Genomic DNA, 24,073 nt, shown 5'->3' with positions numbered 1-24,073 from the left:
GGACCGAGCGGTCAGTCGTCGTCGCGCGCCTCCTCGACGACCCGCGTGAACTCGCGGGCGGTCTCGGTGATGGTCTCGTAGTCGCCGCGCTCGGCGGCCTCGTAGTCGACGAGCGCGCCGCCCGCGCCGACCGCGAACGCGCCCGCGTCGATGTACTCCGCCGCGTTGTCGGGGCTCACGCCGCCGGTCGGCATCATCGGGATCTGGCCGAGCGGTCCCTTCATCGCGCCGAGGTGGTCCGGGCCGACGGTCTTCGCCGGGAACACCTTCACGAAGTCCGCGCCGGCCTCGTAGCCCCGGACCGCCTCGGTCGGGGTCATCACGCCCGGCGCGGTGACGGCGCCGTAGCGGTTGCACGTCTCGATGACGTCCTCGTGGAGGCTGGGCGAGACGACGAACTCGGCGCCCGCCATCAGCGTGGCCCGCGCGGTCTCGCTGTCGAGGACCGTCCCCGTGCCGACGACGACCTCGTCGTCGAAGGAGCCGGCGACCTCGCCGATGAGGTCGGCGACGTCCGGCGTGTCGGCGGTGATCTCGACGGCGGTGACCCCGCCCTCGCGCAGCGCCTCGGCGATCTCGATGAGCTGGTCGGCGGGCACGCCGCGCAGCACCGCGACGACGCCGCTGTCGACGAGCCGTGAGAGCGTCTCGCTCATACTCTCCGTTTCCCGAGTCGGTACTTAAAACCGCGCCGATGCCCGCGGGCGCTGCCGCCGACGCGGGCGACCCGTCCGGTCGCGACGGGGCGTCGCTCCGCGGCCCCTCCGTGACACCGGTCGACACGAAATCGGCGGCGATCGGGGGTACTCGGCCGCGAAACGGCCGCGACGAAACACTACCCTTTTGACCCTGCTTTCGGTAACAGTCGGTATAATGGGCCGACGCAAGAAGATCGTTCAGGAATGTGAGCGGCTGATGGACAACCCGGAGCACATCCGGAACATCGCCATCGCCGCCCACGTCGACCACGGGAAGACGACGCTCTCCGACAACCTGCTGGCGGGCGCCGGCATGATCTCCCAGGACACCGCGGGCGAGCAGCTCGCGATGGACACGAAGGAGGACGAGCAGGAGCGCGGCATCACCATCGACGCGGCGAACGTCTCGATGACCCACGAGTACGAGGACACCAACCACCTCATCAACCTCATCGACACCCCGGGCCACGTCGACTTCGGGGGCGACGTCACCCGCGCGATGCGCGCGGTCGACGGCGCCTTAGTGGTCGTCGACGCCGTCGAGGGCGCGATGCCCCAGACGGAGACGGTGCTCCGGCAGGCGCTCCGCGAGGGCGTGAAGCCGACGCTGTTCATCAACAAGGTCGACCGCCTCATCTCCGAGCTTCAGGAGGGGCCCCAGGAGATGCAGGAACGGCTGATGTCCGTCATCGCCGACGTCAACGAGCTCATCCGCGGGATGGCCGAGAACATGGACGACATCCCCGACGACTGGACCGTCTCCGTCGAGGACGGCACGGTCGGGTTCGGCTCCGCGCTGTACAAGTGGGGCGTCTCGATGCCCTCGATGCAGCGGACCGGCATGGACTTCGGCGACATCATGGAGCTGGAACGGAACGACAAGCGGCAGGAGCTCCACGAGCGCACGCCGCTTTCGGACGTCGTGCTCGACATGGTCTGCGAGCACTTCCCGAACCCGGTCGACGCCCAGCCCCGCCGCGTCCCGCGCATCTGGCGCGGCGATCCCGACACCGACCTCGCCGAGGGCATGCAGCTCGTCGACGAGGACGGCGAGGTCGTCTTCATGGTCACCGACATCTCGATGGACCCGCACGCCGGCGAGATCGCGACCGGCCGCGTCTTCTCCGGCACGCTGGAGAAGGGCCAGGAGCTGTACGTCTCCGGCACCGCGGGCAAGAACCGCATCCAGAGCGTCGGCCTCTTCATGGGGTCGGAGCGGGAGGAAGTGGATCGCGTCCCCGCCGGGAACATCGCGTCGGTCACGGGCCTGCGCGACGCCATCGCCGGCTCGACGGTCTCCTCGGTCGAGATGACGCCGTTCGAGTCGATCGAGCACATCTCCGAGCCGGTCATCACGAAGTCCGTCGAGGCGCAGAACATGGACGACCTGCCGAAGCTCATCGAGACGCTTCAGCAGGTCGCCAAGGAGGACCCGACGATCCAGATCGAGATCAACGAGGACACGGGTGAGCACCTCATCAGCGGGCAGGGCGAGCTCCACCTCGAAGTGATCACCCAGCGGATCCAGGACAACCAGGGCATCCCGGTCATCACCGGCGAACCGATCGTCGTGTTCCGCGAGCAGCCCCAGGAGGAGTCCCGCGAGGTCGAGGGGCAGTCGCCGAACCGCCACAACAAGTTCTACATCACCGTCGAGCCGCTCGAGCAGGACATCGTCGACGCGATCCAGCTCGGCGAGGTCTCGATGGACATGCCCGAACTGGAGCGCCGCGAGGCGCTGCAGGAGGCCGGCATGGACAAGGACACCTCGCAGAACGTCGAGGACATCCACCGGACCAACATCCTCATCGACGACACGAAGGGGATTCAGCACCTCAACGAGACGATGGAGCTCGTCCTCGAGGGGCTTCAAGAGGCGCTCGACGACGGGCCGCTCGCGGCCGAGCCGGTCCAGGGGTCGCTGTTCCGGCTCCACGACGCGAAGCTCCACGAGGACACCATCCACCGCGGTCCGGCGCAGGTCATCCCGGCGGTCCGCGACGCGGTCCACCGCGCGCTGATCGACGGCGAGGTCCGCCTGCTGGAGCCGATCCAGGACGTCCGGATCGACGTGCCCTCGGAGCACATGGGCGCGGCGTCCGGCGAGATCCAGGGCCGCCGCGGCCGCGTCGACGACATGTACCAGGAGGGCGACCTCATGGTCGTCGAGGGCATCGCGCCCGTCGAGGAGATGATCGGGTTCTCCTCCGACATCCGCTCGGCCACCGAGGGCCGCGCCTCGTGGAACACCGAGAACGCGGGCTTCCGCGTGCTCGTCGACAACCTCCAGCGCGAGAAGATCATGGAGATCCGCGAGCGCAAGGGGATGAAGCTGGAGCTGCCGCAGTCGATCGACTACTTCTGAGTCGACGACGCGGTCCGCGGTAGTCGGGTTTCTATTCTCCTTTCCGCGCTCGATTCCCCCAGCGGCGCGACCGTCAGCCGCGGATCCGCCCGACGGCCGACACCCCGCCGCCGAGGGCGAGCAACAGCCCGAGCGCGGCCGCGAACAGCGGCGCGTTCGACGTCTGCGCTTTCAGGAACGCCCCGTCCGGATCGGCCGGGTCGACGTAGGCGGTGGTCGACTCGTTGACGGCGTACGCCGCGACGACCTCGCGGGCCGCCGACTCGGTGTCGTAGTTCGACGTGATCGCCGAGGGGTAGACGTTGGTGCTCGCGTACTCGGTCCCCTCGTACTCGTAGGTGAACCGGACGGTCGGTCGGTAGTCGGCGCCCGGACTGCTCCCGGTCGAGGTCGACTCGACGCCGACGTCGGTGATCGCGGCGTCGACCGCGACGGCGTCGTCGACCGCGTCGGACTGCTGCGTGTAGTCGTACGCGCCGTAGCCGGTGACCGCGAGCCCGACCGCCAACAGGAGCAGCGCGCCCTTCAGCGTCTTCGGGCCGTCGATGGACAGGCCGTCGCTCATACGGGGCGCACACCTCGGTTCGGGGAGCGGTGGATCGGGACGTGGTGGGTCGGCGCGGCGGACCGCGTTACGACGCTCGGCGGACTGCGTGGAGGGTGTCGCACGCGGAGTCGTCGAGCCCCGTCGGTCAAATATGTGGGGGCTCCCCGAACCGTGCGGTACGTTGGCACCCGCTGCGGCGAGGCAACGCCTGCCATCGCCGAAGGCTTATACCCGATCGTCCGACTCCGTTCGGGTATGCAGACGGGTACGACTCCACCCCGGCGCACCGCGACGGAGCCACCGAGCGACCGCTCCGGCCCCGGGACAGGAGCGTGCCCGCGACCGCGCGGTCCGGACCGGCGCGCCGCCGCGCCGGGGGTGGCGCCGTGAGCGACCGTCGCGACGGGACGCCGGCGGCCGCGCTCGACGCGGAGGACGCGACCGACGCCGCGGAGAGCGCGGACCCGGCCTCTCCGGACGGCGGCCACGCGGCCGCGGCCCCCTCGACGCACACGGTGCGGCTGGAGCTGGTCGACGAGCCCGGCCAGCTGCTCGCCGCGCTCCACCCGATCGCGGACAACGGCGGGAACCTCCTGTCGATCTACCACGAGCGCGGGAACAAGACGCCCCGCGGGCGGATCCCGGTCGAGGTCGACTTCGAGGCGACCCCCGAGCGGTTCCAGGAGATCGTCGACGCGCTCCGCAGCGAGGGCGTGAACGTGATGCAGGCGGGCACGGAGCGCTACGCCGAGGAGGTGACGCTGCTCCTGTTCGGCCACCTCATCGACACCGACCTCTCCGACACCCTCTCGCGGATCGAGGCCTGCGAGTCGGCGTCGGTCGCCGACGTGTCGCTCGCGGCCCCGCAGGGCACCGAGGAGGTGTCGAGCGCGCGGCTCCGGCTCGAGGCCCGCGCCGGCGAGACGGACGCGGCGCTCGCGGCGGTCCGCGAGCTGGCGGCGGAGAAGGACTTCCGCGTCGTCGAGCCGCTCACGGGGGTGGACGCGTGAGGCTCGCCGTCATCGGCGCGGGCGCGGTCGGGCGCTCCGTCGTCGACCTGGCCGGCGAACACGGCCACGAGGTCGTCGCGCTCGCGGACTCCTCGACGGCGGTCGTCGCGGACGGAACGGGCGCCGGGAGCCGGACCGCCGGCGTCGACCCCGACGCGGTCGTCGCGCGGAAGGCGGAGCGGGGGATCGTCGGCGACGCGGACCCCGAGGACGCCCTCGAGGCGGACTACGACGTGCTCGTCGAGGCGACGCCGACGACGCTCGGCGACGCGGAGCCCGGCTTCTCGCACGTGACTCGCGCGCTGGAGCGCGACCGCCACGCGGTCCTCGCGAACAAGGGCCCGGTCGCGGAGCGGTTCGGCGACCTCCGGGCGGCCGTCGACGACAGCGACGGCGAGATCCGGTTCGAGGCGACGGTCGGCGGCGCGATCCCAGCGGTCTCGACCGTCGAGGACATCGAGCCGGGCCACGTCACCGCGGTCCGGGGCGTGCTCAACGGCACGGCGAACTTCATCCTGACGCGGATGGCCGCCGAGGGGCTCGACTACGACCACGTGCTCGCGGAGGCGCAGGACCTCGGCGTCGCCGAGGCCGACCCCTCCTTCGACGTGGACGGCACCGACGCGGCGCTGAAGTGCGTCATCCTCGCGAACGTGCTGTCCTTCGGCGCGGCCGACGACCCGGCCGACGCCCGGGAGTTCACGCTCGACGACGCGGACGTGTCAGGGATCCGCGACGTGCCCGGCTCCGCGCTCCGGCTCGCGGCCGAGGACGGGCGGACGGTGCGGCTGATCGGCGAGGCGACCGGCGAGACGGTCCGCGTCGCGCCGCGGCTCGTCCCCGAGAACGGGACGCTCGCGGTCTCCGGCACCCAGAACATCGTCCAGATCGAGACCTCCCACGCCGGCCGGCTCAACATCTCCGGCCGCGGCGCGGGCGGCCCCGAGACCGCGAGCGCCGTCCTCGGCGACGTCGGCCGGTTGGAGTAGGCCGCTCCGGTCACCGGTCCCGTCGCCACGGGCCGGGGCGTGTGCCGATCTGTCGTGCCCCGCGTTGTCGAGAATCGACAGACGGCGTCGCGATGCTCTGTGGGCCGTATCGAAACCGTTTTAGTGGAATCTACCGAAACCTACTCACAGAGCGCCTTAGCGCGTGATTACCCCATGAGTGACAAACCGCACCAGAACCTGGCCATCATCGGCCACGTCGACCACGGCAAGAGTACGCTCGTGGGTCGCCTCCTCTTCGAGACGGGGAGCGTCCCCGAGCACGTAATCGAGCAGCACCGCGAGGAAGCCGAAGAGAAGGGCAAGGGCGGCTTCGAGTTCGCCTACGTGATGGACAACCTCGCCGAGGAGCGCGAGCGCGGCGTCACGATCGACATCGCCCACCAGGAGTTCGACACCGACGAGTACTACTTCACCATCGTCGACTGTCCGGGCCACCGTGACTTCGTGAAGAACATGATCACGGGCGCCTCGCAGGCCGACAACGCGGTGCTCGTCGTCGCGGCCGACGACGGCGTCGCCCCCCAGACCCGCGAGCACGTGTTCCTGGCCCGCACGCTCGGGATCAACGAGCTCATCATCGGCGTCAACAAGATGGACCTGGTCGACTACCAGGAGTCCTCCTACAAGGAGGTCATCGGCGAGGTCGAGGACCTGCTCAACCAGGTCCGCTTCGCGACCGACGACACCACGTTCGTGCCGATCTCGGCGTTCGAGGGCGACAACGTCGCCGAGGCGTCCGAGAACACGCCGTGGTACGACGGCCCCACCCTGCTGGAGTCGCTCAACGACCTGCCGGAGGCCGAGCCGCCGACGGACGCGCCGCTCCGCCTGCCGATCCAGGACGTCTACACCATCTCCGGCATCGGGACCGTCCCCGTGGGACGCGTCGAGACCGGGATCCTCAACACCGGCGACAACGTCTCGTTCCAGCCGTCCGACGTGGGCGGCGAGGTGAAGACGGTCGAGATGCACCACGAAGAGGTGCCCAAGGCCGAGCCCGGTGACAACGTCGGGTTCAACGTCCGCGGCATCGGCAAGGACGACATCCGCCGCGGCGACGTCTGTGGCCCGGCCGACGACCCGCCGAGCGTCGCCGAGACGTTCCAGGCCCAGGTCGTCGTCATGCAGCACCCGTCGGTCATCACGGCCGGCTACACCCCGGTCTTCCACGCTCACACGGCGCAGGTCGCCTGTACGATCGAGTCGATCGACCAGAAGATCGACCCGTCGTCCGGCGAGGTCGCCGAGGAGAACCCGGACTTCATCAAGTCCGGCGACGCGGCGGTCGTCACCGTGCGCCCCCAGAAGCCGCTCAGCATCGAGCCGTCCGGCGAGATTCCGGAGCTCGGCAGCTTCGCCATCCGCGACATGGGTCAGACCATCGCGGCCGGCAAGGTGCTGGAAGTCAACGAGCGATAATCGATGCAGCAGGCACGCGTCCGCCTCGCCGGCACGAGCCCCGAGGACCTCGACGACATCTGCGACGACGTCCGCGAGATCGCGGACTCGACGGGGGTCGCCCTGTCGGGCCCGATCCCGCTGCCGACGAAGACGCTCGAGATCCCGTCGCGCAAGTCCCCGGACGGTGAGGGGACGGCGACGTGGGAGCACTGGGAGATGCGCGTCCACAAGCGTCTGATCGACATCGACGCCGACGAACGCGCGCTCCGCCAGCTCATGCGCGTCCAAGTGCCGAACGACGTCAGCATCGAGATCGTTCTCGAAGACTGAGCGCTAGGGCGTTTCTCTTTCACCTCCTCCGTTTTTCACCCCGCCCAGCGACGGCGCCGTCCCTCGGCTTCGACCGCGGCGGTACCGCGTCACCGTCTCGGTCACCGCGCGTCGAGCAGGCCGACGCGACCGGCCGCGAGCCCGCAGAACGCCCCGGTGGCGTGCGCGACGAGCGCGACGCCCGGCGCGGCGGTCGTCGCCGTGAGCACGACGGCGACGAGCCCGAACAGGAGGAACTGCGCCCGCGGGGAGAGCCGCAGGCGGTCGAACAGCGTCGCGCTCACGACGTTGCCGGCGAGCAGGTAGCCGCCGAGCGCGAACACCGCGCCGCTGATCCCCAGCACGGCGGACGGCGGGCCGAGCAGTCCCCCGAGCGTCACCTGCGCCGCGCCCGCGAGCGCGCCCGTGGCGATCACGAACGCGTGGAAGCGCGGACGGGTCGTCCGGCGCTCGACGAGCGGGCCGACGAGCAGCAGCGCGACGGCGTTCGCGACGAGGTGACCGACGGAGCGGTGCGCGTACACGCTCGTGACGAGAGTCCACGGGGCGACGGAGAGCGGGGTCGACAGCGCGAGGAGTCCGAAGAGACCGACGAGGCTCAGGAGGGCCTGCGCGGCGCCGACGAGGAGGGTGATTCCGAGCGTTTCGAGTGTGGCGCGCATCTGGCGACGGTTGGGACCGCGCGGTGAAAAGGGTGGGTGAGCCGACCGTCGCGGAACCGACTCAGATCACGTCGTCGGGGTCGTGGGCGCGCGCCATCCGCGCCGCCTCGGCGGCGTAGCGCTCGCGGTCGTCGGGGTCGTCGACGGTGCCGACGTTCGACGGCGCCGCGTCGACGGCGGCCGTGGTGTCGCGCACGTCCGAGAACGAGGTGAGCGCGCGCTCCTTGCGGAAGTAGCGCTCGCCGTCCGGGGTCGCGTACGTCAGGATCACCATGTTCTGCTCGTCGTCGGAGTAGGTGCGCTCGACGAGCCACATCCGCACGGGCTCGGTCGCGGCGCCGGGGGCCGCCTCGTCAGCGTTCATGCGTAGTATTTCGATTCACACACACAAACGCGTTGCGGCGGGACGGTCCGGCCCGCTCCGCCGGCGCTCGCCGCCCCGAACCGCCAGCGTTTTATTCTTTAGGTCTACCTAAACGAACACATGAAGCCGCGCGTCGCCGCCGCTCGACTCCGCGAACGCTTCTTCCGCCTCCGGGAGCGGCTCCCTCGGGGAGCGCTCCCGGTCGCGGGGACGGTCCTCGTCCTCGCCGTCGGCGGCGTGGTGTTGACGCGGACCCTCGACGTCGAGGCCGTCGTCTCGGCGGCGACCGACGCGGACCCGGCGTTCCTTACCGCCGCGCTCGTCGTCTACCTCGCGTCGTGGCCTGTCCGCGGCCGCCGATACGGGGACGTGCTCGCGCCGATGGGCCACCGGTGTCGCACGGCGTTCCTCACGGCGGCGGTGTTCGCGAGCCAGACCGCGAACCTGATCGTCCCCGCCCGGGCCGGCGACGGCGTGCGGGCGTACCTGCTGCACGACCGGCGCGAGGTCCCCTACCCGACCGGCGTCGCGTCGCTGGCGGTCGAGCGGGCGTTCGACCTCGTCGCGCTCGGCGCGCTCGGCGGCGCGGCGTTCGCGGTCCTCCTCCTCGACGGACGCACCGTCGCGCCGGACGGGTCGGGGCGGGCCGTCGCGGCCGCCGCCGCGCTCGCGCTCGCGGCCGCGGTGGGCTCGGCCGGCGTCGTCGCGGTCGCTCGGAGCGACCGCCGGTTCGGTCCGGCGCTCCGCGAGCGCGCCGCGGAGTCCCGACTGTCCGGCGCCGTCGACGCCGCCGTCCGGTTCGGCGCCGCGGTCCGCGTCGTCGCCGCCGACGCGGGCGCGCTCGTCCGGGTGTCGCTCGCGAGCGGCGTCGTGTGGGCGGCGGACGTGGCGACCGCGGTCCTCGTCCTCGCGGCGCTCCTCGGCGGGTTCGGTACGGCGGTCGACCCGGTCGCGCTCTGCGTCGTCGGCACCCTCGCCGTCTCGGCCGGGAACCTCGCGAAGGTGCTGCCGCTCTCGCAGGGCGGCATCGGGCTGTACGAGGCGGCGTTCACCGGCATCGTCGTCGCCGCCACGCCGATCCCGGCCGCGGTCGCGCTCGCCGCCGCCGCGCTCGACCACGCGCTGAAGAACGCCGTCACGCTCGCGGGCGGCGGCCTCGTCGCGGCCGCGCTCGACCTCTCCGTGACGCGCGCCCCCGACGACTCCGACCGGGAGCCCGACGCGGGCGCCACGCGGCCGACGACGGACCGCTAGTCTTTTAGGTCAGCCTAAAAACGATCGGGTATGAGCCCGACAGACCCCAACAGCGACGGTCAGGACATCTGCGTGATCGTCCCGACGATTCGAGAGTACGAGTGTCTTCGCGCGTACGTCGCGAACGCCCGCGAGCACGGCTTCGACGTCTCGCGGCTCCACTTCCTCTTAGTCACCGAGGACTTCTGCGAGACCGACGAGATGCGCGCCATGCTCGACGACCTCGACGTCTCCGGCGAGGTGTTCGACGGCAGCCGCCGCGAGGAGTGGTACGAGGCCAACGACGTCGCGGAGTACGGCCACGTCGTCCCGGCCGCGAGCCACGCCGAGACGAGCTTCGGCCTGCTGTACATGTGGGCCGACGAGTCGTTCGACTACGGCGTCTTCATCGACGACGACACGCTCCCGCACGACGACGTCGACTACTTCGGGCGCCACATGGAGAACCTCGCGTTCGGCGGCGAGGTCGAGCGCGTCAGCTCCGACGAGGACTGGGTCAACGTCCTCTACGACAACGCCGACGAGCACGGCCTCTACCCGCGCGGCTACCCCTACTCGGCGATGGACGAGACGGTCGAGGCCGACGCGGTCGAGGTCGAGTCCGGCGAGGTCGTCGCCTCGCAGGGGCTGTGGACGAACGTCCCCGACCTCGACGCGGTCCGGATCCTGATGGATGGCGACCTGGAGGGCCAGGCGCAGACGCGGACGACCGCCGACGACTTCGGCGACGACTTCGTCGCCGCGCGCGGCAACTACCTCACCGTCTGCTCGATGAACCTCGCGTTCCGCCGCGAGGTGATCCCGGCGTTCTACCAGCTGCCGATGGACGACAACGAGTGGGACGTGGGGCGGTTCGACGACATCTGGTCGGGGCTGTTCTTGAAACGCGCCTGCGACGTGCTCGGCAAGCGCATCTACAACGGCGACCCGCTCTGTGAACACAACAAGGCCCCGCGCTCGACGTTCGACGACCTCGCGAACGAAGTCGCCGGACTGGAGCTGAACGAACACGTCTGGGAGGTCATCGACGACGCTGGGGCCGACGCCGACTCGTACGCGGCGGTCTTCGACGCGATGGCCGACGCGCTCGCCGAGGGCGACTTCGACGAGTGGAACAACGGCGCGTTCCTCAACCACTGCGGCGAGTACATGCGCGACTGGCTCGACTGCCTCGACGCGATCCGGCGGACGCCGGCGCCCGCGGACGACTGAACCGACACGACTAAAACCATTTAGGCACGCCTAAAACACATGACGATTCACGATTCCACCTCCAACGACGGACGCGACGTTCGACGACGGAAGTTCCTCGCGGCCGCCGGCGCGGTCGGCGCGGCGGGGCTCGCGGGCTGTAACGGGACCGGAGACGACGACGGGTCGGACGGCGACGACGACGCCGGCGGCGACGCCGTGGGACAGATCGGCTCCGGCCGCGCGGGCCGCGGCGCCCCCGGCGGCACGTCGATGTCGGAGATGCCGGCGCTCGAAGGCGAGCTCACGGTGTACTCCGGCCGCGGCGAGTTCCTCGTCGGCGAGCTGGTCAGCTACATCGACGACCTGTACGACGACCTCGACCTGACGGTCCGGTACGGCGGCTCGACCGACCTCGTGAACCAGATCGCCAACGAGGGCGAGGGCTCGCCGGCCGACGTGTTCTACTCGGTCAACGCCGGCGCGCTCGGCGCGCTCGCCGACGCGGGGCGCACGCAGGCGCTCCCCGACGACGTGACCGAGAAGGTCCGCGAGGAGTTCCGCACCGAGCAGTGGGTCGGCACCTCCGGGCGCGCCCGCACCATCCCGTACAACACCGACGAGTACGACGAGGGCGACCTCCCGGACGACATCATGGCGTACCCCGAGGAGTTCGACGGCGACCTCGGCTGGGCGCCGTCGTACGGCTCCGCGCAGGCGTTCATCACCGCGATGCGGATCCTCGAAGGCGAGGAGGCGACCCGCGAGTGGCTGGAGGCGATGGTCGAGCGCGGCGCCGCGACGTACCCGGACGAGTTCCGCACCTGTCAGGAGATCGCCGACGGCGAGATCGACGCCGCGTTCACGAACCACTACTACATCCAGCGCGTGCTCGACGGGAACCCGGAGGCGCCCATCGCCACCACGTTCACCGAGGGCGACGCGGGCGCGGTGTTCAACGTCGCGGGCGCCGCGGTCGTCGACACCGCCTCCGACGCCGACCTGGCGTCGAACTTCGTCCGGCACCTGCTGTCGGCGGAGGCGCAGGACTACTTCGCCCGCTCCACCTTCGAGTACCCGCTGATCCCCGAGGTCGAGCCGATCGGCGACCTCCCGTCGATCGACGAGCTGGACGTGCCGGACCTCGACCTCTCGCAGCTGTCCAACCTCGAACCGACGATCGACCTGATGCGCGACGCCGGCGTCCAGATCTGATCGGCCGCCGCGCGCCGCACGCGCACCGCTCTCTCACCGCCACACCGTCCCGCCCGTGTCACTCCGTCCACCGTCCGTCCGTCCCCGCCGGCTCGCCGCCCGACTCCGCCAGCGGCTCGCCCGCGCCGACCGCGTGACGGTCGCGGCCGCCCTCGTCGCCGTCGCCGCCGGCGCGATGACCTTCGCGATAGCCGCCACCGTCTTCTCGCACCACTCCGCGAACCACGACGAGGGGGTCTACCTCACGCAGGCGGCGCTGCTGCTCGGGGGGCAACTGGAGTTCCACGCCGGCCCGCTCGCCGACGCCGTCCACCCGTGGTTCTTCATCGAGGACGGCGGCCGGCTCTACCCGAAGTACAACCCCGTCCCGGCGGCGATGTTCGCGGTCTCGATGGGGCTGTTCGGGGAGCCGCGCGTCACGCTCGCCGCCGTCGCCGCCGGCAACGTCGCGCTCGTCTACCTGCTCGGGTCGCAGGCGGTCGGCCGCCGCGCGGGCCTCGCCGCGGCCGCGCTCTTCGCCGCGTCGCCGATGGCGATCGCGACCTCCTCGGCGTTCCTCCCGTACGCCCCGACGGCGTTCTTCAACCTGGTCTTCGCGGTCGCGTACCTCCGGAGCGTCCGCGACCGGTCGCTCCCAGCGGCCGGCGTCGCGGGCGTCGCGATCGGGATCGCCTTCTTCGCGCGGCCGTACACCGCGGTGCTGTTCGCCGCGCCGTTCATCGTCCACGCGCTGTGGCGGGTGGGGTCCGCGGTCCGGCGCTTCGGCGCCGAGACGGGACGATCGACGCCCCCCGCGGCGGCGGCCCTGGCTCGCCGCGCGCTCGGGGTCGGCGGGTCCCGCGGCCTCCCCGACCCGATCCGGCGCCACGGGCTCACGGCGCTGTTCGGTACCCTGTTCGTCGGCGTCACGCTCGCGTACAACGTCCGGATGACGGGGTCGCCCCTCGTGTTCCCCTACCAGGAGTTCGCGCCGATGGACGGCCCCGGCTTCGGCGAGCGCCGCATCCTCGGCCACTCGGTCGACTACACGCTCGGGCTGGCGATCGAGTCGAACCGCTACGCGCTCCAGGAGATCGCGACCCGGTGGTTCGCGGCCGGTCCGCTCGGGACGGTCGCGGCCCTCGCCGGCGTCGCGGTCGCGGCCCTCGGGTGGCGCGCGCGCGGCGACCCGCGCGGCCTCCTCGCCGACGCGGTCGGCGCCGCCGACGCCGCGACCGCCCCCGACGGCGGATCCGGTCCCGCCGGATCGCCCGCGTTCCGACGGACGGCGACGCTCCTCCTCGGCGGCGTCGCGGTCTCGGTCGCCGTCGGGAACCTCTACTTCTGGGGCACCCACAACGCGCTCGCCGACCTCTCGGACCCGACCGACGGGCTCGCGTCGCTGTTCGGGCCGTTCTACCACTTCGACCTGCTCGTCCCGCTGTCGGTGTTCGGCGGCCTCGCCGTCGCCGCCGGCTGGCGGGGTCTCGCCGCGGCCCGCGAGCGGGTCGTCGAGCGCGGCGGCTCGCCGACGGCCGCGCGCGTCGCCGTCGCCGCCGTCGTCGCGCTCGCGGTCGCGGGCGGGGGCGTCGCGGCCGTCGACGCGGCCGCGGACCCCATCGAGCGGAACGCCGAAATCGACGCGAAATACGAGGCCGCGTACGCGCCCTTCGACGAGACGACCTTCGAGAGCGGACTGGTGTTCCTGCCGACGCCGTACGGCGAGTGGCAGAACCACCCGTTCCAGTACCTCCGGAACGGGCCGGGGCTCGACGGCGAGGTGGTGTACGCGCTCGACCGCGACCCCGAGGAGAACTTCGCGGTGCTGGACGCCTACCCGAACCGCACCCTGTACCGCTTCGGGTATCAGGGCGTCTGGACCGCGGACCCGGAGGCCCGCGTCACGCCGAAGCTGGAGGCGCTCGACCGGCGGTCGGGCCCCCGGATCGACGCCGAGACCACCGTCGGCGTGCCGGACCGCGTCGCCCGCGCGCAGGTCCGCGTCGACCCGCGCCGGGGCGCCCCGGGCGGTCCGGACCACGTCTCCTACACCGTGAGCGATCCCGGCGACTCGCTGGCGGTCGACTGGGCGGTGACGCCCGATGGCGTCCGGCTGCCCGGCGCGGCGGCCGCCGGGGCGCCCGACGCGGCCGAACCGGTCCCGTTCGACCCCGACGGCGACGTGGTCGCCGTGACCGTGACGCTCGTCGACCCCACGGGCGCGACGTTCACCTACCGACAGGAGGTGACGGTTCGGGTGACCGAGGGCGGCGAGGCGGGCGCCGCCGGCGAGCGCGTCGAGGCCGTCTGGCCGCCCGAGCGCTCGACCTGCCGGCTCGTCACCGCGTGCGGGACCGAGGGCACGTACCTCCCCGACGAGCCCGACGCCCACTCCGACTGGGTCGTCTTCGAGACTGATGCCGACACGAGCGACTGATACGTCGATTTCATTTACATAGTTGTCAGCAGATCGGCGGGGAACACCGCCAAAGCCCCAGTCGCTCGTTTATAAATAATCGACTGTGAATTGGCGGGGAACACCGCCAAAGCCCCAGTCGCGAGGACGCCGGACGCTCGTTGTCGTTCGAGACGCCTTCGGCGTCTCGTGATGACGAGAGAGCGAAGCTCTCTCGAACCACGCTCCTCGCTCAGTCACTCCGTTCCTTCGCTGCGGTGCTTACGTCGCCTCCGGCGTCCTCGCGACTGCCCCTTTGAGTCCCACCCGACCGCGACCGCACAACACCTCGCACCTCCCCAGCCTCGTCAGTCGCCTCCGCTTCGCTCCGGCGACTGACTCCAGCGAGGGACCTCCGGTCCCTCTGGCAGCCGGCGCGTAGCGCCGGCGACCTCGCGCGTGCTGACTCGCGGCCTGTCGGCCGCTCGCAGGCGCGCGCCACCGCATCGTTTTATAAATAATCGGCGCTGTCGCTCACGAGTGTACAAACGTCGCCGGCGGCGGTCCACTGTGCCCACAGTGTCCGTCCGGACCGCCGTCCGACGACGGCGTCGAGGGCGACGCGCCCTCAGAAGCGTCGCAGCTGCTCTTCGAGACAGACGGTGACGATCGACTTCGCGATGGCGGCGCCGCCGCCGATCGGGTCGAGCTTCGTCTCGCCGAGGCGCTCGGCGTAACGGATCGGGCGCTCGCGAACGTCGTAGCCGCGCATCAGCGGACGGATGAGCAGTTCGGCGGAGAGGCCGGTGTTCTCCGTCCAGCCGATCTCCTGGACGACCTCGCGGCGGTAGGCGCGCATCCCGGTGGTGGTGTCGTGGACGCGCTCGCCCATCAGCAGGCTCGCGATCGCCGCGAACGCGTGGTTGCCGAAGCGGTTGAACGCCGGCATCGCCTCCGCGCCGTGGTAGAGCCGGTCGCCGCTCACCACGTCGGCGCCGTCGTTGACCTCCGCGAGGAACTCCGGCAGCGCCTCCATCGGGTAGGTGTCGTCGCAGTCGGTGGTGACCACGACCGGCCGGTCGGGCGTCAGGACCGCCTCGCGGACGGCGACGCCGTACCCCTGCGGCTCCTGCTCGATGACGGTCGCCCCGTGCTCGCGGGCGATCTCCGGCGTCCGGTCCGAGGAGCCGTCGACGCAGACGACCTCGGCCTTCCCGTCGGTGACCTCGTCGATGTCCTCCAGCACCGTCGCGATGGCCTCCTCCTCGTTGTAGGTGCCCATCACGACGCTGAGGTCGTCGAAGGTGTACTCTCCGGCCGCGTCCGTCCCGTCGTCGACGGTCGATTCGTCCGTCGCGTCGATATCGTCCGTTGCGGCCGCCTCGCTGCCGTTCTCGACCGCGGCCGCCGAACCGTTCGTCGCGTGTGCTGAGTCGCTCATTACCCGCATCTCAGCCCGGACGCACTTGAATTTTTAGGTTTACCTAAAACAGTGGCAGCCGGCCGTCAGGTCCCGTCGGCGAGCCAGCCGGCCACGTCGTCGCCGACGCGGAGCGCGAGCGCGGCGATGGTGAGCGTCGGGTTCATCGCGCCGCTCGTGGGGAAGACGGAGCTGGAGGCGATCCAGCAGTTGTCGAGGTCGTGCGTCCGGCAGTCCGCGTCGACCACGCCTCGGTCGGGGTCGTCGCTCATCCGGGTGGTGCCCATGTGGTGGTAGGCGGGTCCGGTCGCGTCCGGCCCGGCGACCCACTCCACGTCGGCGCCGAGCTCTTCGAGGACCGACACCTGAATCTCGTTGGCGCGCTCGATGGTGTCGAGCGCCCGGTCGCCGACCGTCCACTCGATCCGCGGCACCGGGTTGCCGCGGTCGTCGGTCCGGTCGTCCGCGAGGGTGATCCGGCTCTCGGCGTCCGGCAGCTGCTCGACGAGCCCGCCCATCGCCACGTGGTTCCCGTAGCCGTCGCGGAGCCGCTCCGCGAGCGCGTCGCCCCAGTCGTCGCCCGTGAGCGCCATCTCCACCGGTGAGGGACCGGCGTAGTTGAAGAACTCCAGCTTGAACGGCGCCTGCTCGGCGTCGGCCTCGTCGTAGAACTGGTCGCAGGCGCTGGTGTAGAAGCCGACGTGGTTCTGCCTGGTCGGCTCGTCGAGCGTGCCGCCGGCGCCCGCGAACAGGTGGTCCATGAAGAACTCGCCGACGTGGCCGCTCCCGTTCGCGAGCCCGTCCGGGTAGCGGTCGGACGCGGACAGGAGGAGGAGCCGCGGCGTCTCCACGCCGCCGGCGGCGACGACGAAGGCGTCCGCCTCCTGTCGGTGGCGCTCGCCGTCGGGCGTCACGTAGACGGCGGCGGTCACCCGGTCGTCGCCGTCGTGTTCGAGCCGCTCGACCGGCGCGCGGTCGATGACGGTCGCGCCCCGTTCCTCCGCGCGCTCGACGTGGACCGTCGCGTCGTACTTCGCGCCGCTCGGGCAGACGGGCTGACAGGTGCCGTAGCCGACGCACGGCGAGCGGTCGTCGTACGGCTCGGAGTTGCGCGCGTTCGGCACCGAGTGCATGTCGATCCCCAGCTCCTCGCAGGCCTCGGCGAACAGCGAGTCGCTGTAGGAGGGCTCGAACGCGGGCATCGGGTGCGGCTCCTCGCGCGGCGGCGCGTAGGGGTTGTCCGACGCGCCCGCGACGCCCAGCTCGCGCTCGGCCTCGGCGTAGTAGGGGCGGAGGTCGGCGTAGTCGATGGGCCAGTCGGCGCCGACGCCGCGCTCGCTGGCGGAGTTGAAGTCGTCCTCGTGGAGCCGCATCACCATCCCCTGCCAGTGGAGCGTCGAGCCGCCGACGCCCTTCACGCGGGCGTGGTTGAGCGGGTAGAACCACTCGCCGTCGTTCTCGTGGGCGTCGCGCGCGCCGCCCACGCCCCAGACGTCGGGGCGGCCGTAGGCGGGGCGGATCGCCCGCTCCTGCCTGGCGAGTCGGTCCGCCGGGTCGAACCGCGGCCCGGCGTCGAGGATCACGACCTCGCGGTCGCCGGCGAGCCGGTCGGCGACGAGCGCCCCAGCGGGGCCGGCGCCGACGACGCAGACGTCGGCGTCGGGGACGGGCGTCCGGTCGACGTCTCGCCCCTCGCTCCCGCGCCCGTCGCCCAGGCTCTCGGCGCCGCTCACGGCGGCCCCCGCTGGTAGCTCTCGGCGCCGCCCGCGTACCCCTGCGGGTTCTCGATGCCGACGAGCTCCCCCCCGGTCGGGGACGAGTACAGCGCGAGCAGCAGTTCGTTCACGACGTAGTACCGCACTCGCTCCGCGGCCGTGCCGTCCGGGTTCTCCTCGGCCACGTCCGCGCCGAGCTCGCGGAGCAGCGCGTCGCGGTCCGCGGCCGACAGCTCCGCGACCGGCGCGCCGTACCACGAGCGAGCCGCCGACTCCACCTCGGCGACCGCGCTCCGGATCCCCTCGCCGTGGGCCGACCCGTCGAGGCGGCCGTCGAGGAACGCCTCGACGAACGCCTCGACCCCCGAGACCGCGTCGGGGTAGACGGTCCGCGCGACCGCCGTCATCGCCGTCCGGACCGCCTCGTCGCCGGGGGTCCCGTCGCCGTCCCACGCGGGCGCCTCCTCCTCGGCTCCCCCGTCGCCGGTCGTCCGACGGACGCCCAGCGCGACGCCACCGGTCGCGCCGATCGCGGCCAGCGCGGCCGCCGCGTCGCGTCGCGTCAGTTCCATGGAAGGGTTTAGGTAGCCCTAAATTCATATATCCGTCGGAGCGCGCTCGCCCCGCGATCGGAACCCCTAACGCCGGGCGTGCCCTCGCCTCGACAACCCGATCCCGTCTCCCGCACAATGACTCTGCGAACCCGGATCCGCGACCGCTTGACAGACGGCGACGGCGACCTCCCGCTGGGGCTCACGCTGCTTTGCGCGGCGATCGCCGCCACCCTCGTCTTCCCGCTGGCGTGGCTCGTCATCGAGGCGGTCGCCGTCGAGCGCGAGCGCGCCGTCGACCTCCTCTTCAGCGCCGGGACCGCCGACGTGCTCGTCAACAGCCTGCTCCTGATGGCGGGCGTCACGGTCGCGTCGATCCTGATCGGCGTCCCGCTCGCGTACCTCACCGCCCGGACCGACCTCCCCTTCCGTCGGTTCTGGACGGTCGCCGCCGCGCTCCCGCTCGTCGTCCCGAGCTACGTGGGCGCCTTCTCGTTCGTCTCCGCGTTCGGGCCGCAGGGCGAGTTCCACGAGGTGCTCGCGCCGCTCGGCGTCGAGCGCGTTCCGGAGATATCCGGGCTCTGGGGGTCGATCCTCGTCATCACGCTGTACACGTACCCGTACGTCTACCTGACGACCCGGGCCGCGCTGCTGTCGTTCGACACGACGCTCCTGGAGGCCGCCCGGACGCTGAACCACGGCCGGCTCGCGGCGTTCCGCCGCGTGACGCTCCCGACGATCCGACCCGCGATCGCCGCCGGATCGCTCCTGGCGGCGCTGTACGCGGTCTCGGACTTCGGTACTCCCTCCATCATGCGACTCCCGGTGTTCACCCGGCAGATATACGTCGAGTACAACGCCTTCGGCCGCGACTACGCGGCGCTGCTCTCGCTCCAGCTGCTCGTCGTCGTGGTCCTCGTGCTCGCCTTGGAGTGGGCCGTCCGCTCGGACCGGGAGACGAGCGGCGACGACGCGGGCCGGACCGAGGACCGCGTGTCGCTCGGGCGGCTGCGCTGGCCGGCGACGCTGCTACCGGCCGGCGTCTCCGCGTTCGCCCTCTTAGTCCCGCTGTGGATCCTCGGCCTGTGGCTGGTCAACTCGGAGGCCGGGCGCCGCCCATCGCTCGCGTTCGAGCCGATACAGGTGCTCAACTCGGTGTCGGTCTCGGCGGCCGCCGCGGTCGTCGCCGCGCTCGCCGCCATCCCCGTCGCGTACTTCGCCGCGAACCACGACTCGCCGCTCGCGGTCGTCTTCGAGCGCGCCACGTACGTCGGCTTCGCCGTGCCCGGAATCGTGCTGGCGCTCGCGTTAGTGTACTTCGGCTCCGGCTACGTGCCGTGGATCTACCAGACGCTGCCGCTCCTGATCTTCGCGTACGTCGTCCGCTTCCTCCCGCAGGCCGTCGGGTCCGCCCGGACCTCGATCCTCCAGGTCGACCGGCGGCTCGTCGAGGCCGGGCGCACGCTCGGCGAGTCGCCGACCGGCGCGTTCCGCCGCGTGACGTTCCCGCTCACCCGGTCCGGGATCGTCGCCGGGGCCGCGCTGGTGTTCCTCACGACGATGAAGGAGCTGCCCGTCACCCTCGTGCTCCGCCCGTCCGGCTTCGACACGATCGTCACCCAGATCTGGCGGGCGCAGTCGACGGCGCTCTACCAGTACGCGGTCGTCCCGACGCTCATCCTCCTCCTCATCTCCGGGCTCTCGATGGTCGTCATCCTCACGCAGGAGGGCGGCGAAGAGGGACTGTGACGGACGCGAACGGTCCCCGCAGATACCGCGGTCCGCGTCAGCTTCCGATCCGGGCCGCTCCCGACGGTCTACCGGGTCGGCGGCTCTCGACGGTGTCGATCTGAATAGACAAACCTGCCGTGGACCGACGAGAAAAGCGGCTCAGTCCGCGGCAGACGTCTGCTGTTGGCGCGTCACGCGGAGCGAGGTGACCGTCGTGTAAAGGACCGCGAACGCGACGACGACCGCCGCGCCGATGACGAGCACCAGCCCGAGCAGTTCGAGCGTCGAGTTGCCGAGGTACGAGCCCACTTCGCCGATACCCACGGCGATGGAACCGACCAACAGCATCCCGCCGAAGTACACCTTGATATCGTCGGAGTTGACGACGGCGGTCGCGGCGGAGCCGACGCGCGCGCCGAGCGCGCTCCCGAACAGTAGCGGGGCGACGATACCGAGGTTCACGCCGCCGCCCTGCCCGTAGAGGTAGCTCCCGAGGCCGCCGGAGAAGACGATCTCGAAGAGGTCGGTGCCGACCGCGACGGGCACCGGAACGCCGATCGCGTAGATCATCGCGGGCATCCGGATGAAGCCGCCCCCGACGCCGAGGAAGCCCGACAGGACGCCGGTCGCGAAGGCGACGGCCGTGATGACCCACGCGGAGACGCGGACGTCGCCGCGGAGCGTCACCATCGGCGGGATCCGAACGGTCTGTTGGATCTTCTTCGCGATCTCGGGGATCTCGTACTCGTCGAGGTCCTTGTCGGCGGCCTCGTGGTCGATACCGCCGTCGCTGTCGCCCTTCAGAGCGTCGCGGGTGACCATCGCGCCGACGCCGCCGAGCAGGACGACGTAGGCGACGCTGATGACGCCGCCGGCGAGTCCCATCGACTCGAGGTAGTAGACGCTGGCGCGCCCTGCCTCGATGCCGATGGTCGTCCCGGTGATCATGATCACGCCGAGCTTGTAGTCCACCTGTCCGAGGTCGTGGTGTTTCAGCGTCGCGATGACGGCCGTCCCGAAGACGAACGCCATCCCGCTGCCGACCGCGACGGGCGCCGGGTAGTCCAGCATGAGTAGGGCCGGGGTAACGAGGAACGACCCGCCCATGCCGAAGAAGCCGAACAGGACGCCGACGACGAGACCGAACCCGACGAACAGCGCCAACATCTCGGGGCTCGTCTCGAAGATGCCGAGTCCGCCGAGGAAGTTACTGAGCACTCGCGTCACCCCCGACCAGGAGCCGCATCAGATAGGGCCCGACGAGCCGTTCGAGGCCGCCGTACCCGACGTACAACACGAACGCTTCCAGTAGAATCACGCCGATGAGTAGGGCCGTCTCCGGATCCCACGTGGGTATCTCTAGTCCTGCCATCGACTCACCCTCCGACTTCTGAACGCGGAAATTCGCTTCTGGCACATTTCTGCTCACTCTACCCTACCTGCTTCGTGCCTATAACGGTTTTGGGCTAGCTGTACAATACTATATTCCGGTAACCTCGGCCGGAGTACCGATAACTTATACGGATAATACGGTACGGCCGCCGGCCGCGCGCTCGCCAACGCATCACACACCGAACAAAACCGTGTTGTCGACGCCCGCCGAAGGAGTTAGCATGCGGGCCCTATGCGCCACTGACCTGTCGGCCGCCAGCGAGGCGACGATCGAGAACGAGACCTGTCTCCGCTGCCTGGGTCGCATCGGCGTCCGGACGGTCCACCTCGTCACGGTCGTGTCGGGGAACGTCCATCCCGGGATGCCCGGCGTCGACTTCGAGGCGCGCCGCCGGCGAGGGCTCGACAGGTACCGCGAGGTGATCGAGGCCGCGGGGTTCGGCGTCGAGACGCACGTCGTTCGCGGGACACCGTACCGCCGACTCAACGACATCGCGGAGACAGTTCACGCCGACCTGGCGCTCGTGGGCTCGCGCGGACAGAGCCCGCTACTGAACCGGGTCGTCGGCTCGACTGCGCGAAACCTCGCTCGGACCACCGTCGTCCCGCTGCTGGTCAACCGTGTCGAGCGGGCGGCCGACGACCCCGACGTCCTCCGCGAGCACCTCTTCCGGCACGTCCTCTTCGCGACCGACTTCTCCGAGCACGCCGACCGGGCGTTCGGCGCCTTCTCCTACCTCCGTCACGCGACCGAGGAGGCGACGCTCGTCCACGTTCGGTCGCCGAAAGACGACGGGCCGGACGGCGACGTCGGCCCGGCGGAGCGGCTGGCCGAGCGGGCGAGCACGCTGGCGGGCTGGGGGATCGAGACGCGGACCGAGGTCCGCCGCGGCGACCCCGCGGAGGAGATTCTCGCCGTCGAGGCCGAGGTCACCCCGTCGACCGTCCTCGTCGGGTCGAAGGGGCGAAGCCGAATCCGGCGGCTCCTGTTGGGTAGCGTCTCGGAGGACATCGTCGCGCGGGCGGCGGGTAACGTCTTCCTCGTCCCGCCGCCTCGGGCGACGTAAGACGGGTGTCTCGCCGAACGGACCGTCACGCCGCGGTGCACCACACACCGGCGCGCCGCTACCGCCGGCACCTACGCCGCGTCCCGGATCGGTTACAGCGCCAGCGCCGCGACGGCGTACGCGATCGCGAACGAGACGCCGAACGAGCCCGCCCACGCGCCCACCGTCGCGAGGATCTTCCGCGCGTCCACCGCGTCGCGGCCCCCGACGGCCGCGCCGCTCCCGATGATCGCGCTGACGACGATCTCGTTGAACGACACGGGAACCCCGAGCAGCACCGCCAGCTGCGCGATCAGAAATGACGGGACGAGCGCCGAGATGGAACGCCGCGGCCCGAGCGACGAGTAGTCCTGCGCCAGCGACTTTATCATCCGCGGCGCGCCGGTCCACGACCCGACCAGCATCCCGAACCCGCCGCCGACGAGGACGGCCGTCGTCGACACCATCCCGACCTCGTCGAGCAGCGGCAGCAGCGGGCCGACCGCGAGCCCGACCTGACTCCCGCCCGCGGAGAACGCGACGAGCGACCCGAGCGCGAGCAGCACGCGCCGTAAGCCACCTCGCTCGTCGCGGCGCACGTCCCACCAGACGACGACGGCGACGGCCAGCGCCGCGAAGGCGGTGATAGCGACCGCGGACGCGAGCCCGTCGACAGAGAGGGTCCGCTGCGCGAGTCCGCGCACGGTCCCCGGCGCGGTCCCCTCGCCGAGGAAGCTGAACCGGACGTTCGCGAGGACGGCGCCGACGAGTCCCGCGAGGACCGGGACGCTGTATCGCTCGGCGACTCCGGGTCGCGGGAGGACCGAGGCGATACCGAAGGCGATGCCGCCGCCGACGAACGGCGTCAGCAGCCAGACGGCGCCGATCTGTTGGTACTTCGCCCAGACCGGCGTCCCCCCGAGCGCCAGGCCGACGCCGACGACGGCGCCGGTCACGGTGAACGCCGTCGCGATCGGAATCCCGGTGGTGATGCCGACCGCCATCAGCCCCGCGCCCAGCAGGAGCACGAGGATGACGCCGGAGACGGGTAAACTGATCCCGCCCACGAGGCCGCTGCCGACGGCCTCCGAGACGTTCCCGCCCTGCGTGACGGCGCCGGCGAAGCCGAAGACGCCGACCAGCAGGGCCGCGCGCATCGTTCCGATGGCGTTCGCGCCGACGGCGGGCGCGAACGGGGTCGCACCGCTCGACCCGGCGCCGATCACCCACGCCATGAACAGGCTGGCGAGCGCCGCGCCGACGAAGAGGACGATGAGAGCGGGGTCCATGAAGCAGGCGTGTCAGTCCGCGCCCGCCGGGGCGGCGTCGCGCGACTCGCTCCGGCTCCGCCAGTACCCCTGGGCGTACGCGCCGACGAACATGCCGCCGAGCGCCCAGAGTATCGTGACGTTGCCGACGCCGAGGCTCGCGTACGCCGCGCCGGGGCAGATCCCCGAGAGCCCCCAGCCGACGCCGAAGACGGCCCCGCCGACGAGGACGTTCCGGTCGAACGGCTTCAGCCGGCGCTCGTACGGGCTCCCCGTGAGGGGCGCGGTGTCTCGGATCCGCGGCAGCAGCGCGAACGCGACGCCGGAGACGATCGCGGCCCCGAACATCACGAACGGGAGCCCGAGGTCCTCGAACAGGAGGAAGTTCACCACGACCTCCGGCCGCGCCATGTGGCTGAAGCCGAGTCCGAACCCGAAGATCAGCCCGCCGACGAACACCAGCGGCTTGAACAGCGGATGTCGGTCTGCGCTCACGCGTCGCTCCCTCCGGTCGCTCCCGTTCGCGCAG

22 protein-coding genes are annotated in these 24,073 nt (G+C 71.3%); 11 read left to right on the top strand and 11 right to left on the bottom strand.

Going from position 1 to position 24,073, the window contains the following annotated elements; genetic code table 11:
- Positions 1-11: 11 nt before the first annotated feature.
- Positions 12-656, bottom strand: a complete 645-nt coding sequence (locus AMR74_RS00525) for a bifunctional 4-hydroxy-2-oxoglutarate aldolase/2-dehydro-3-deoxy-phosphogluconate aldolase (protein WP_053770133.1) — start codon at positions 654-656, stop codon at positions 12-14.
- Between the two features lie 217 nt (positions 657-873).
- Between AMR74_RS00525 and AMR74_RS00520 the strand changes: the two genes are divergently transcribed.
- A complete protein-coding gene (locus tag AMR74_RS00520; RefSeq protein WP_053770132.1) occupies positions 874-3,063 on the top strand; it encodes an elongation factor EF-2 in 2,190 nt (729 codons plus the stop codon).
- Between the two features lie 73 nt (positions 3,064-3,136).
- On the opposite strand, the gene AMR74_RS00515 is transcribed toward AMR74_RS00520, so the two are convergent.
- Entirely contained in the window at positions 3,137-3,628 is a 492-nt protein-coding gene (locus AMR74_RS00515) for a DUF3592 domain-containing protein (RefSeq protein WP_053770131.1), read from the bottom strand.
- Positions 3,629-3,996: 368 nt separating this feature from the next.
- Between AMR74_RS00515 and AMR74_RS00510 the strand changes: the two genes are divergently transcribed.
- The 4 genes from AMR74_RS00510 to rpsJ all read left to right on the top strand — a co-directional run bounded on the left by AMR74_RS00510 (position 3,997) and on the right by rpsJ (position 7,361).
- Positions 3,997-4,620 (top strand): amino acid-binding protein, encoded by a 624-nt coding sequence (locus AMR74_RS00510; RefSeq protein ID WP_053770964.1) that lies wholly within the window; start codon positions 3,997-3,999, stop codon positions 4,618-4,620.
- Entirely contained in the window at positions 4,617-5,609 is a 993-nt protein-coding gene (locus tag AMR74_RS00505) for a homoserine dehydrogenase (protein ID WP_053770130.1), read from the top strand. The genes AMR74_RS00510 and AMR74_RS00505 overlap by 4 nt, the downstream gene beginning before the upstream one ends.
- 174 nt (positions 5,610-5,783) lie before the next feature.
- A complete protein-coding gene (gene tuf, locus AMR74_RS00500; RefSeq protein ID WP_053770129.1) occupies positions 5,784-7,049 on the top strand; it encodes a translation elongation factor EF-1 subunit alpha in 1,266 nt (421 codons plus the stop codon).
- 3 nt (positions 7,050-7,052) lie between these two features.
- The gene (gene rpsJ, locus AMR74_RS00495; protein WP_004048854.1) at positions 7,053-7,361 is read left to right on the top strand and encodes a 30S ribosomal protein S10; all 309 of its coding nucleotides are present in this window, start codon (positions 7,053-7,055) and stop codon (positions 7,359-7,361) included.
- Positions 7,362-7,462: 101 nt separating this feature from the next.
- On the opposite strand, the gene AMR74_RS00490 is transcribed toward rpsJ, so the two are convergent.
- Together AMR74_RS00490 and AMR74_RS00485 are read right to left on the bottom strand one after the other, a co-directional pair.
- Complete coding sequence (locus tag AMR74_RS00490) at positions 7,463-8,023, bottom strand: rhomboid family intramembrane serine protease (protein ID WP_053770128.1); 561 nt, start codon at positions 8,021-8,023, stop codon at positions 7,463-7,465.
- 61 nt (positions 8,024-8,084) lie between these two features.
- Complete coding sequence (locus AMR74_RS00485; RefSeq protein ID WP_053770127.1) at positions 8,085-8,387, bottom strand: hypothetical protein; 303 nt, start codon at positions 8,385-8,387, stop codon at positions 8,085-8,087.
- 120 nt (positions 8,388-8,507) lie between these two features.
- On the opposite strand from AMR74_RS00485, the gene AMR74_RS00480 reads away from it, so the two are divergent.
- Genes AMR74_RS00480 through AMR74_RS00465 form a run of 4 tightly spaced genes read left to right on the top strand, consistent with a single transcriptional unit; the run spans position 8,508 to position 14,463 of the window.
- Positions 8,508-9,641 (top strand): lysylphosphatidylglycerol synthase transmembrane domain-containing protein, encoded by a 1,134-nt coding sequence (locus AMR74_RS00480; RefSeq protein WP_053770126.1) that lies wholly within the window; start codon positions 8,508-8,510, stop codon positions 9,639-9,641.
- A gap of 30 nt (positions 9,642-9,671) precedes the next feature.
- Positions 9,672-10,853, top strand: a complete 1,182-nt coding sequence (locus AMR74_RS00475) for an alpha-1 4-glucan-protein synthase (protein ID WP_053770125.1) — start codon at positions 9,672-9,674, stop codon at positions 10,851-10,853.
- 39 nt (positions 10,854-10,892) lie between these two features.
- Entirely contained in the window at positions 10,893-12,047 is a 1,155-nt protein-coding gene (locus AMR74_RS00470; RefSeq protein WP_053770124.1) for an extracellular solute-binding protein, read from the top strand.
- Positions 12,048-12,102: 55 nt separating this feature from the next.
- Complete coding sequence (locus AMR74_RS00465; RefSeq protein WP_053770123.1) at positions 12,103-14,463, top strand: ArnT family glycosyltransferase; 2,361 nt, start codon at positions 12,103-12,105, stop codon at positions 14,461-14,463.
- A gap of 586 nt (positions 14,464-15,049) precedes the next feature.
- Here the strand turns inward: AMR74_RS00465 and AMR74_RS00460 are convergent.
- The 3 genes from AMR74_RS00460 to AMR74_RS00450 form a co-directional block, all read right to left on the bottom strand.
- The gene (locus AMR74_RS00460; protein WP_233561682.1) at positions 15,050-15,703 is read right to left on the bottom strand and encodes a dolichyl-phosphate hexose transferase; all 654 of its coding nucleotides are present in this window, start codon (positions 15,701-15,703) and stop codon (positions 15,050-15,052) included.
- A gap of 224 nt (positions 15,704-15,927) precedes the next feature.
- Positions 15,928-17,574, bottom strand: a complete 1,647-nt coding sequence (locus tag AMR74_RS00455; protein ID WP_053770121.1) for a GMC family oxidoreductase — start codon at positions 17,572-17,574, stop codon at positions 15,928-15,930.
- Positions 17,571-18,128, bottom strand: coding sequence for a gluconate 2-dehydrogenase subunit 3 family protein (locus tag AMR74_RS00450; RefSeq protein ID WP_053770120.1), 558 nt, complete (start codon positions 18,126-18,128; stop codon positions 17,571-17,573). The genes AMR74_RS00455 and AMR74_RS00450 overlap by 4 nt, the downstream gene beginning before the upstream one ends.
- Positions 18,129-18,245: 117 nt before the next feature.
- Here AMR74_RS00450 and AMR74_RS00445 point away from each other — a divergent pair, with 117 nt between their 5' ends.
- Entirely contained in the window at positions 18,246-19,856 is a 1,611-nt protein-coding gene (locus tag AMR74_RS00445) for an ABC transporter permease (protein ID WP_053770119.1), read from the top strand.
- A 141-nt stretch (positions 19,857-19,997) separates the two neighbouring features.
- On the opposite strand, the gene AMR74_RS00440 is transcribed toward AMR74_RS00445, so the two are convergent.
- Positions 19,998-21,005: a sulfite exporter TauE/SafE family protein gene (locus tag AMR74_RS00440; protein ID WP_121600405.1), complete on the bottom strand. Its 1,008-nt coding sequence runs from the start codon at positions 21,003-21,005 to the stop codon at positions 19,998-20,000.
- Between the two features lie 40 nt (positions 21,006-21,045).
- Positions 21,046-21,210 (bottom strand): DUF7512 family protein, encoded by a 165-nt coding sequence (locus tag AMR74_RS18900; RefSeq protein ID WP_167551881.1) that lies wholly within the window; start codon positions 21,208-21,210, stop codon positions 21,046-21,048.
- A gap of 241 nt (positions 21,211-21,451) precedes the next feature.
- Between AMR74_RS18900 and AMR74_RS00430 the strand changes: the two genes are divergently transcribed.
- Entirely contained in the window at positions 21,452-22,297 is an 846-nt protein-coding gene (locus tag AMR74_RS00430; protein WP_053770116.1) for a universal stress protein, read from the top strand.
- Between the two features lie 92 nt (positions 22,298-22,389).
- Here the strand turns inward: AMR74_RS00430 and AMR74_RS00425 are convergent, their stop codons facing one another.
- Both AMR74_RS00425 and AMR74_RS00420 read right to left on the bottom strand, forming a co-directional pair.
- Positions 22,390-23,565 carry an inorganic phosphate transporter gene (locus AMR74_RS00425; RefSeq protein WP_053770115.1) on the bottom strand — a complete coding sequence of 392 codons (1,176 nt, stop codon included), beginning with the start codon at positions 23,563-23,565 and terminating at the stop codon, positions 22,390-22,392.
- Positions 23,566-23,577: 12 nt separating this feature from the next.
- Entirely contained in the window at positions 23,578-24,039 is a 462-nt protein-coding gene (locus AMR74_RS00420) for a YeeE/YedE family protein (protein WP_053770114.1), read from the bottom strand.
- Positions 24,040-24,073 lie beyond the last annotated feature (34 nt).

This window comes from Halorubrum tropicale, from assembly GCF_001280455.1.
In the GTDB taxonomy this organism is placed as follows: domain Archaea; phylum Halobacteriota; class Halobacteria; order Halobacteriales; family Haloferacaceae; genus Halorubrum; species Halorubrum tropicale.
This window is presented reverse-complemented; position numbering and strand designations above follow the sequence as displayed.

Excerpts from the sequence above, each read along its gene's own strand:
- AMR74_RS00525 (WP_053770133.1), bottom strand. The coding sequence starts at position 656 with ATGAGCGAGACGCTCTCACGGCTCGTCGACAGCGGCGTCGTCGCGGTG.
- AMR74_RS00520 (WP_053770132.1), top strand. The coding sequence starts at position 874 with ATGGGCCGACGCAAGAAGATCGTTCAGGAATGTGAGCGGCTGATGGAC.
- AMR74_RS00515 (WP_053770131.1), bottom strand. The coding sequence starts at position 3,628 with ATGAGCGACGGCCTGTCCATCGACGGCCCGAAGACGCTGAAGGGCGCG.
- tuf (WP_053770129.1), top strand. The coding sequence starts at position 5,784 with ATGAGTGACAAACCGCACCAGAACCTGGCCATCATCGGCCACGTCGAC.
- rpsJ (WP_004048854.1), top strand. The coding sequence starts at position 7,053 with ATGCAGCAGGCACGCGTCCGCCTCGCCGGCACGAGCCCCGAGGACCTC.
- AMR74_RS00490 (WP_053770128.1), bottom strand. The coding sequence starts at position 8,023 with ATGCGCGCCACACTCGAAACGCTCGGAATCACCCTCCTCGTCGGCGCC.
- AMR74_RS00485 (WP_053770127.1), bottom strand. The coding sequence starts at position 8,387 with ATGAACGCTGACGAGGCGGCCCCCGGCGCCGCGACCGAGCCCGTGCGG.
- AMR74_RS00480 (WP_053770126.1), top strand. The coding sequence starts at position 8,508 with ATGAAGCCGCGCGTCGCCGCCGCTCGACTCCGCGAACGCTTCTTCCGC.
- AMR74_RS00475 (WP_053770125.1), top strand. The coding sequence starts at position 9,672 with ATGAGCCCGACAGACCCCAACAGCGACGGTCAGGACATCTGCGTGATC.
- AMR74_RS00470 (WP_053770124.1), top strand. The coding sequence starts at position 10,893 with ATGACGATTCACGATTCCACCTCCAACGACGGACGCGACGTTCGACGA.
- AMR74_RS00460 (WP_233561682.1), bottom strand. The coding sequence starts at position 15,703 with ATGGGCACCTACAACGAGGAGGAGGCCATCGCGACGGTGCTGGAGGAC.
- AMR74_RS00450 (WP_053770120.1), bottom strand. The coding sequence starts at position 18,128 with ATGGAACTGACGCGACGCGACGCGGCGGCCGCGCTGGCCGCGATCGGC.
- AMR74_RS00445 (WP_053770119.1), top strand. The coding sequence starts at position 18,246 with ATGACTCTGCGAACCCGGATCCGCGACCGCTTGACAGACGGCGACGGC.
- AMR74_RS00440 (WP_121600405.1), bottom strand. The coding sequence starts at position 21,005 with ATGTTGGCGCTGTTCGTCGGGTTCGGTCTCGTCGTCGGCGTCCTGTTC.
- AMR74_RS18900 (WP_167551881.1), bottom strand. The coding sequence starts at position 21,210 with ATGGCAGGACTAGAGATACCCACGTGGGATCCGGAGACGGCCCTACTC.
- AMR74_RS00430 (WP_053770116.1), top strand. The coding sequence starts at position 21,452 with ATGCGGGCCCTATGCGCCACTGACCTGTCGGCCGCCAGCGAGGCGACG.
- AMR74_RS00425 (WP_053770115.1), bottom strand. The coding sequence starts at position 23,565 with ATGGACCCCGCTCTCATCGTCCTCTTCGTCGGCGCGGCGCTCGCCAGC.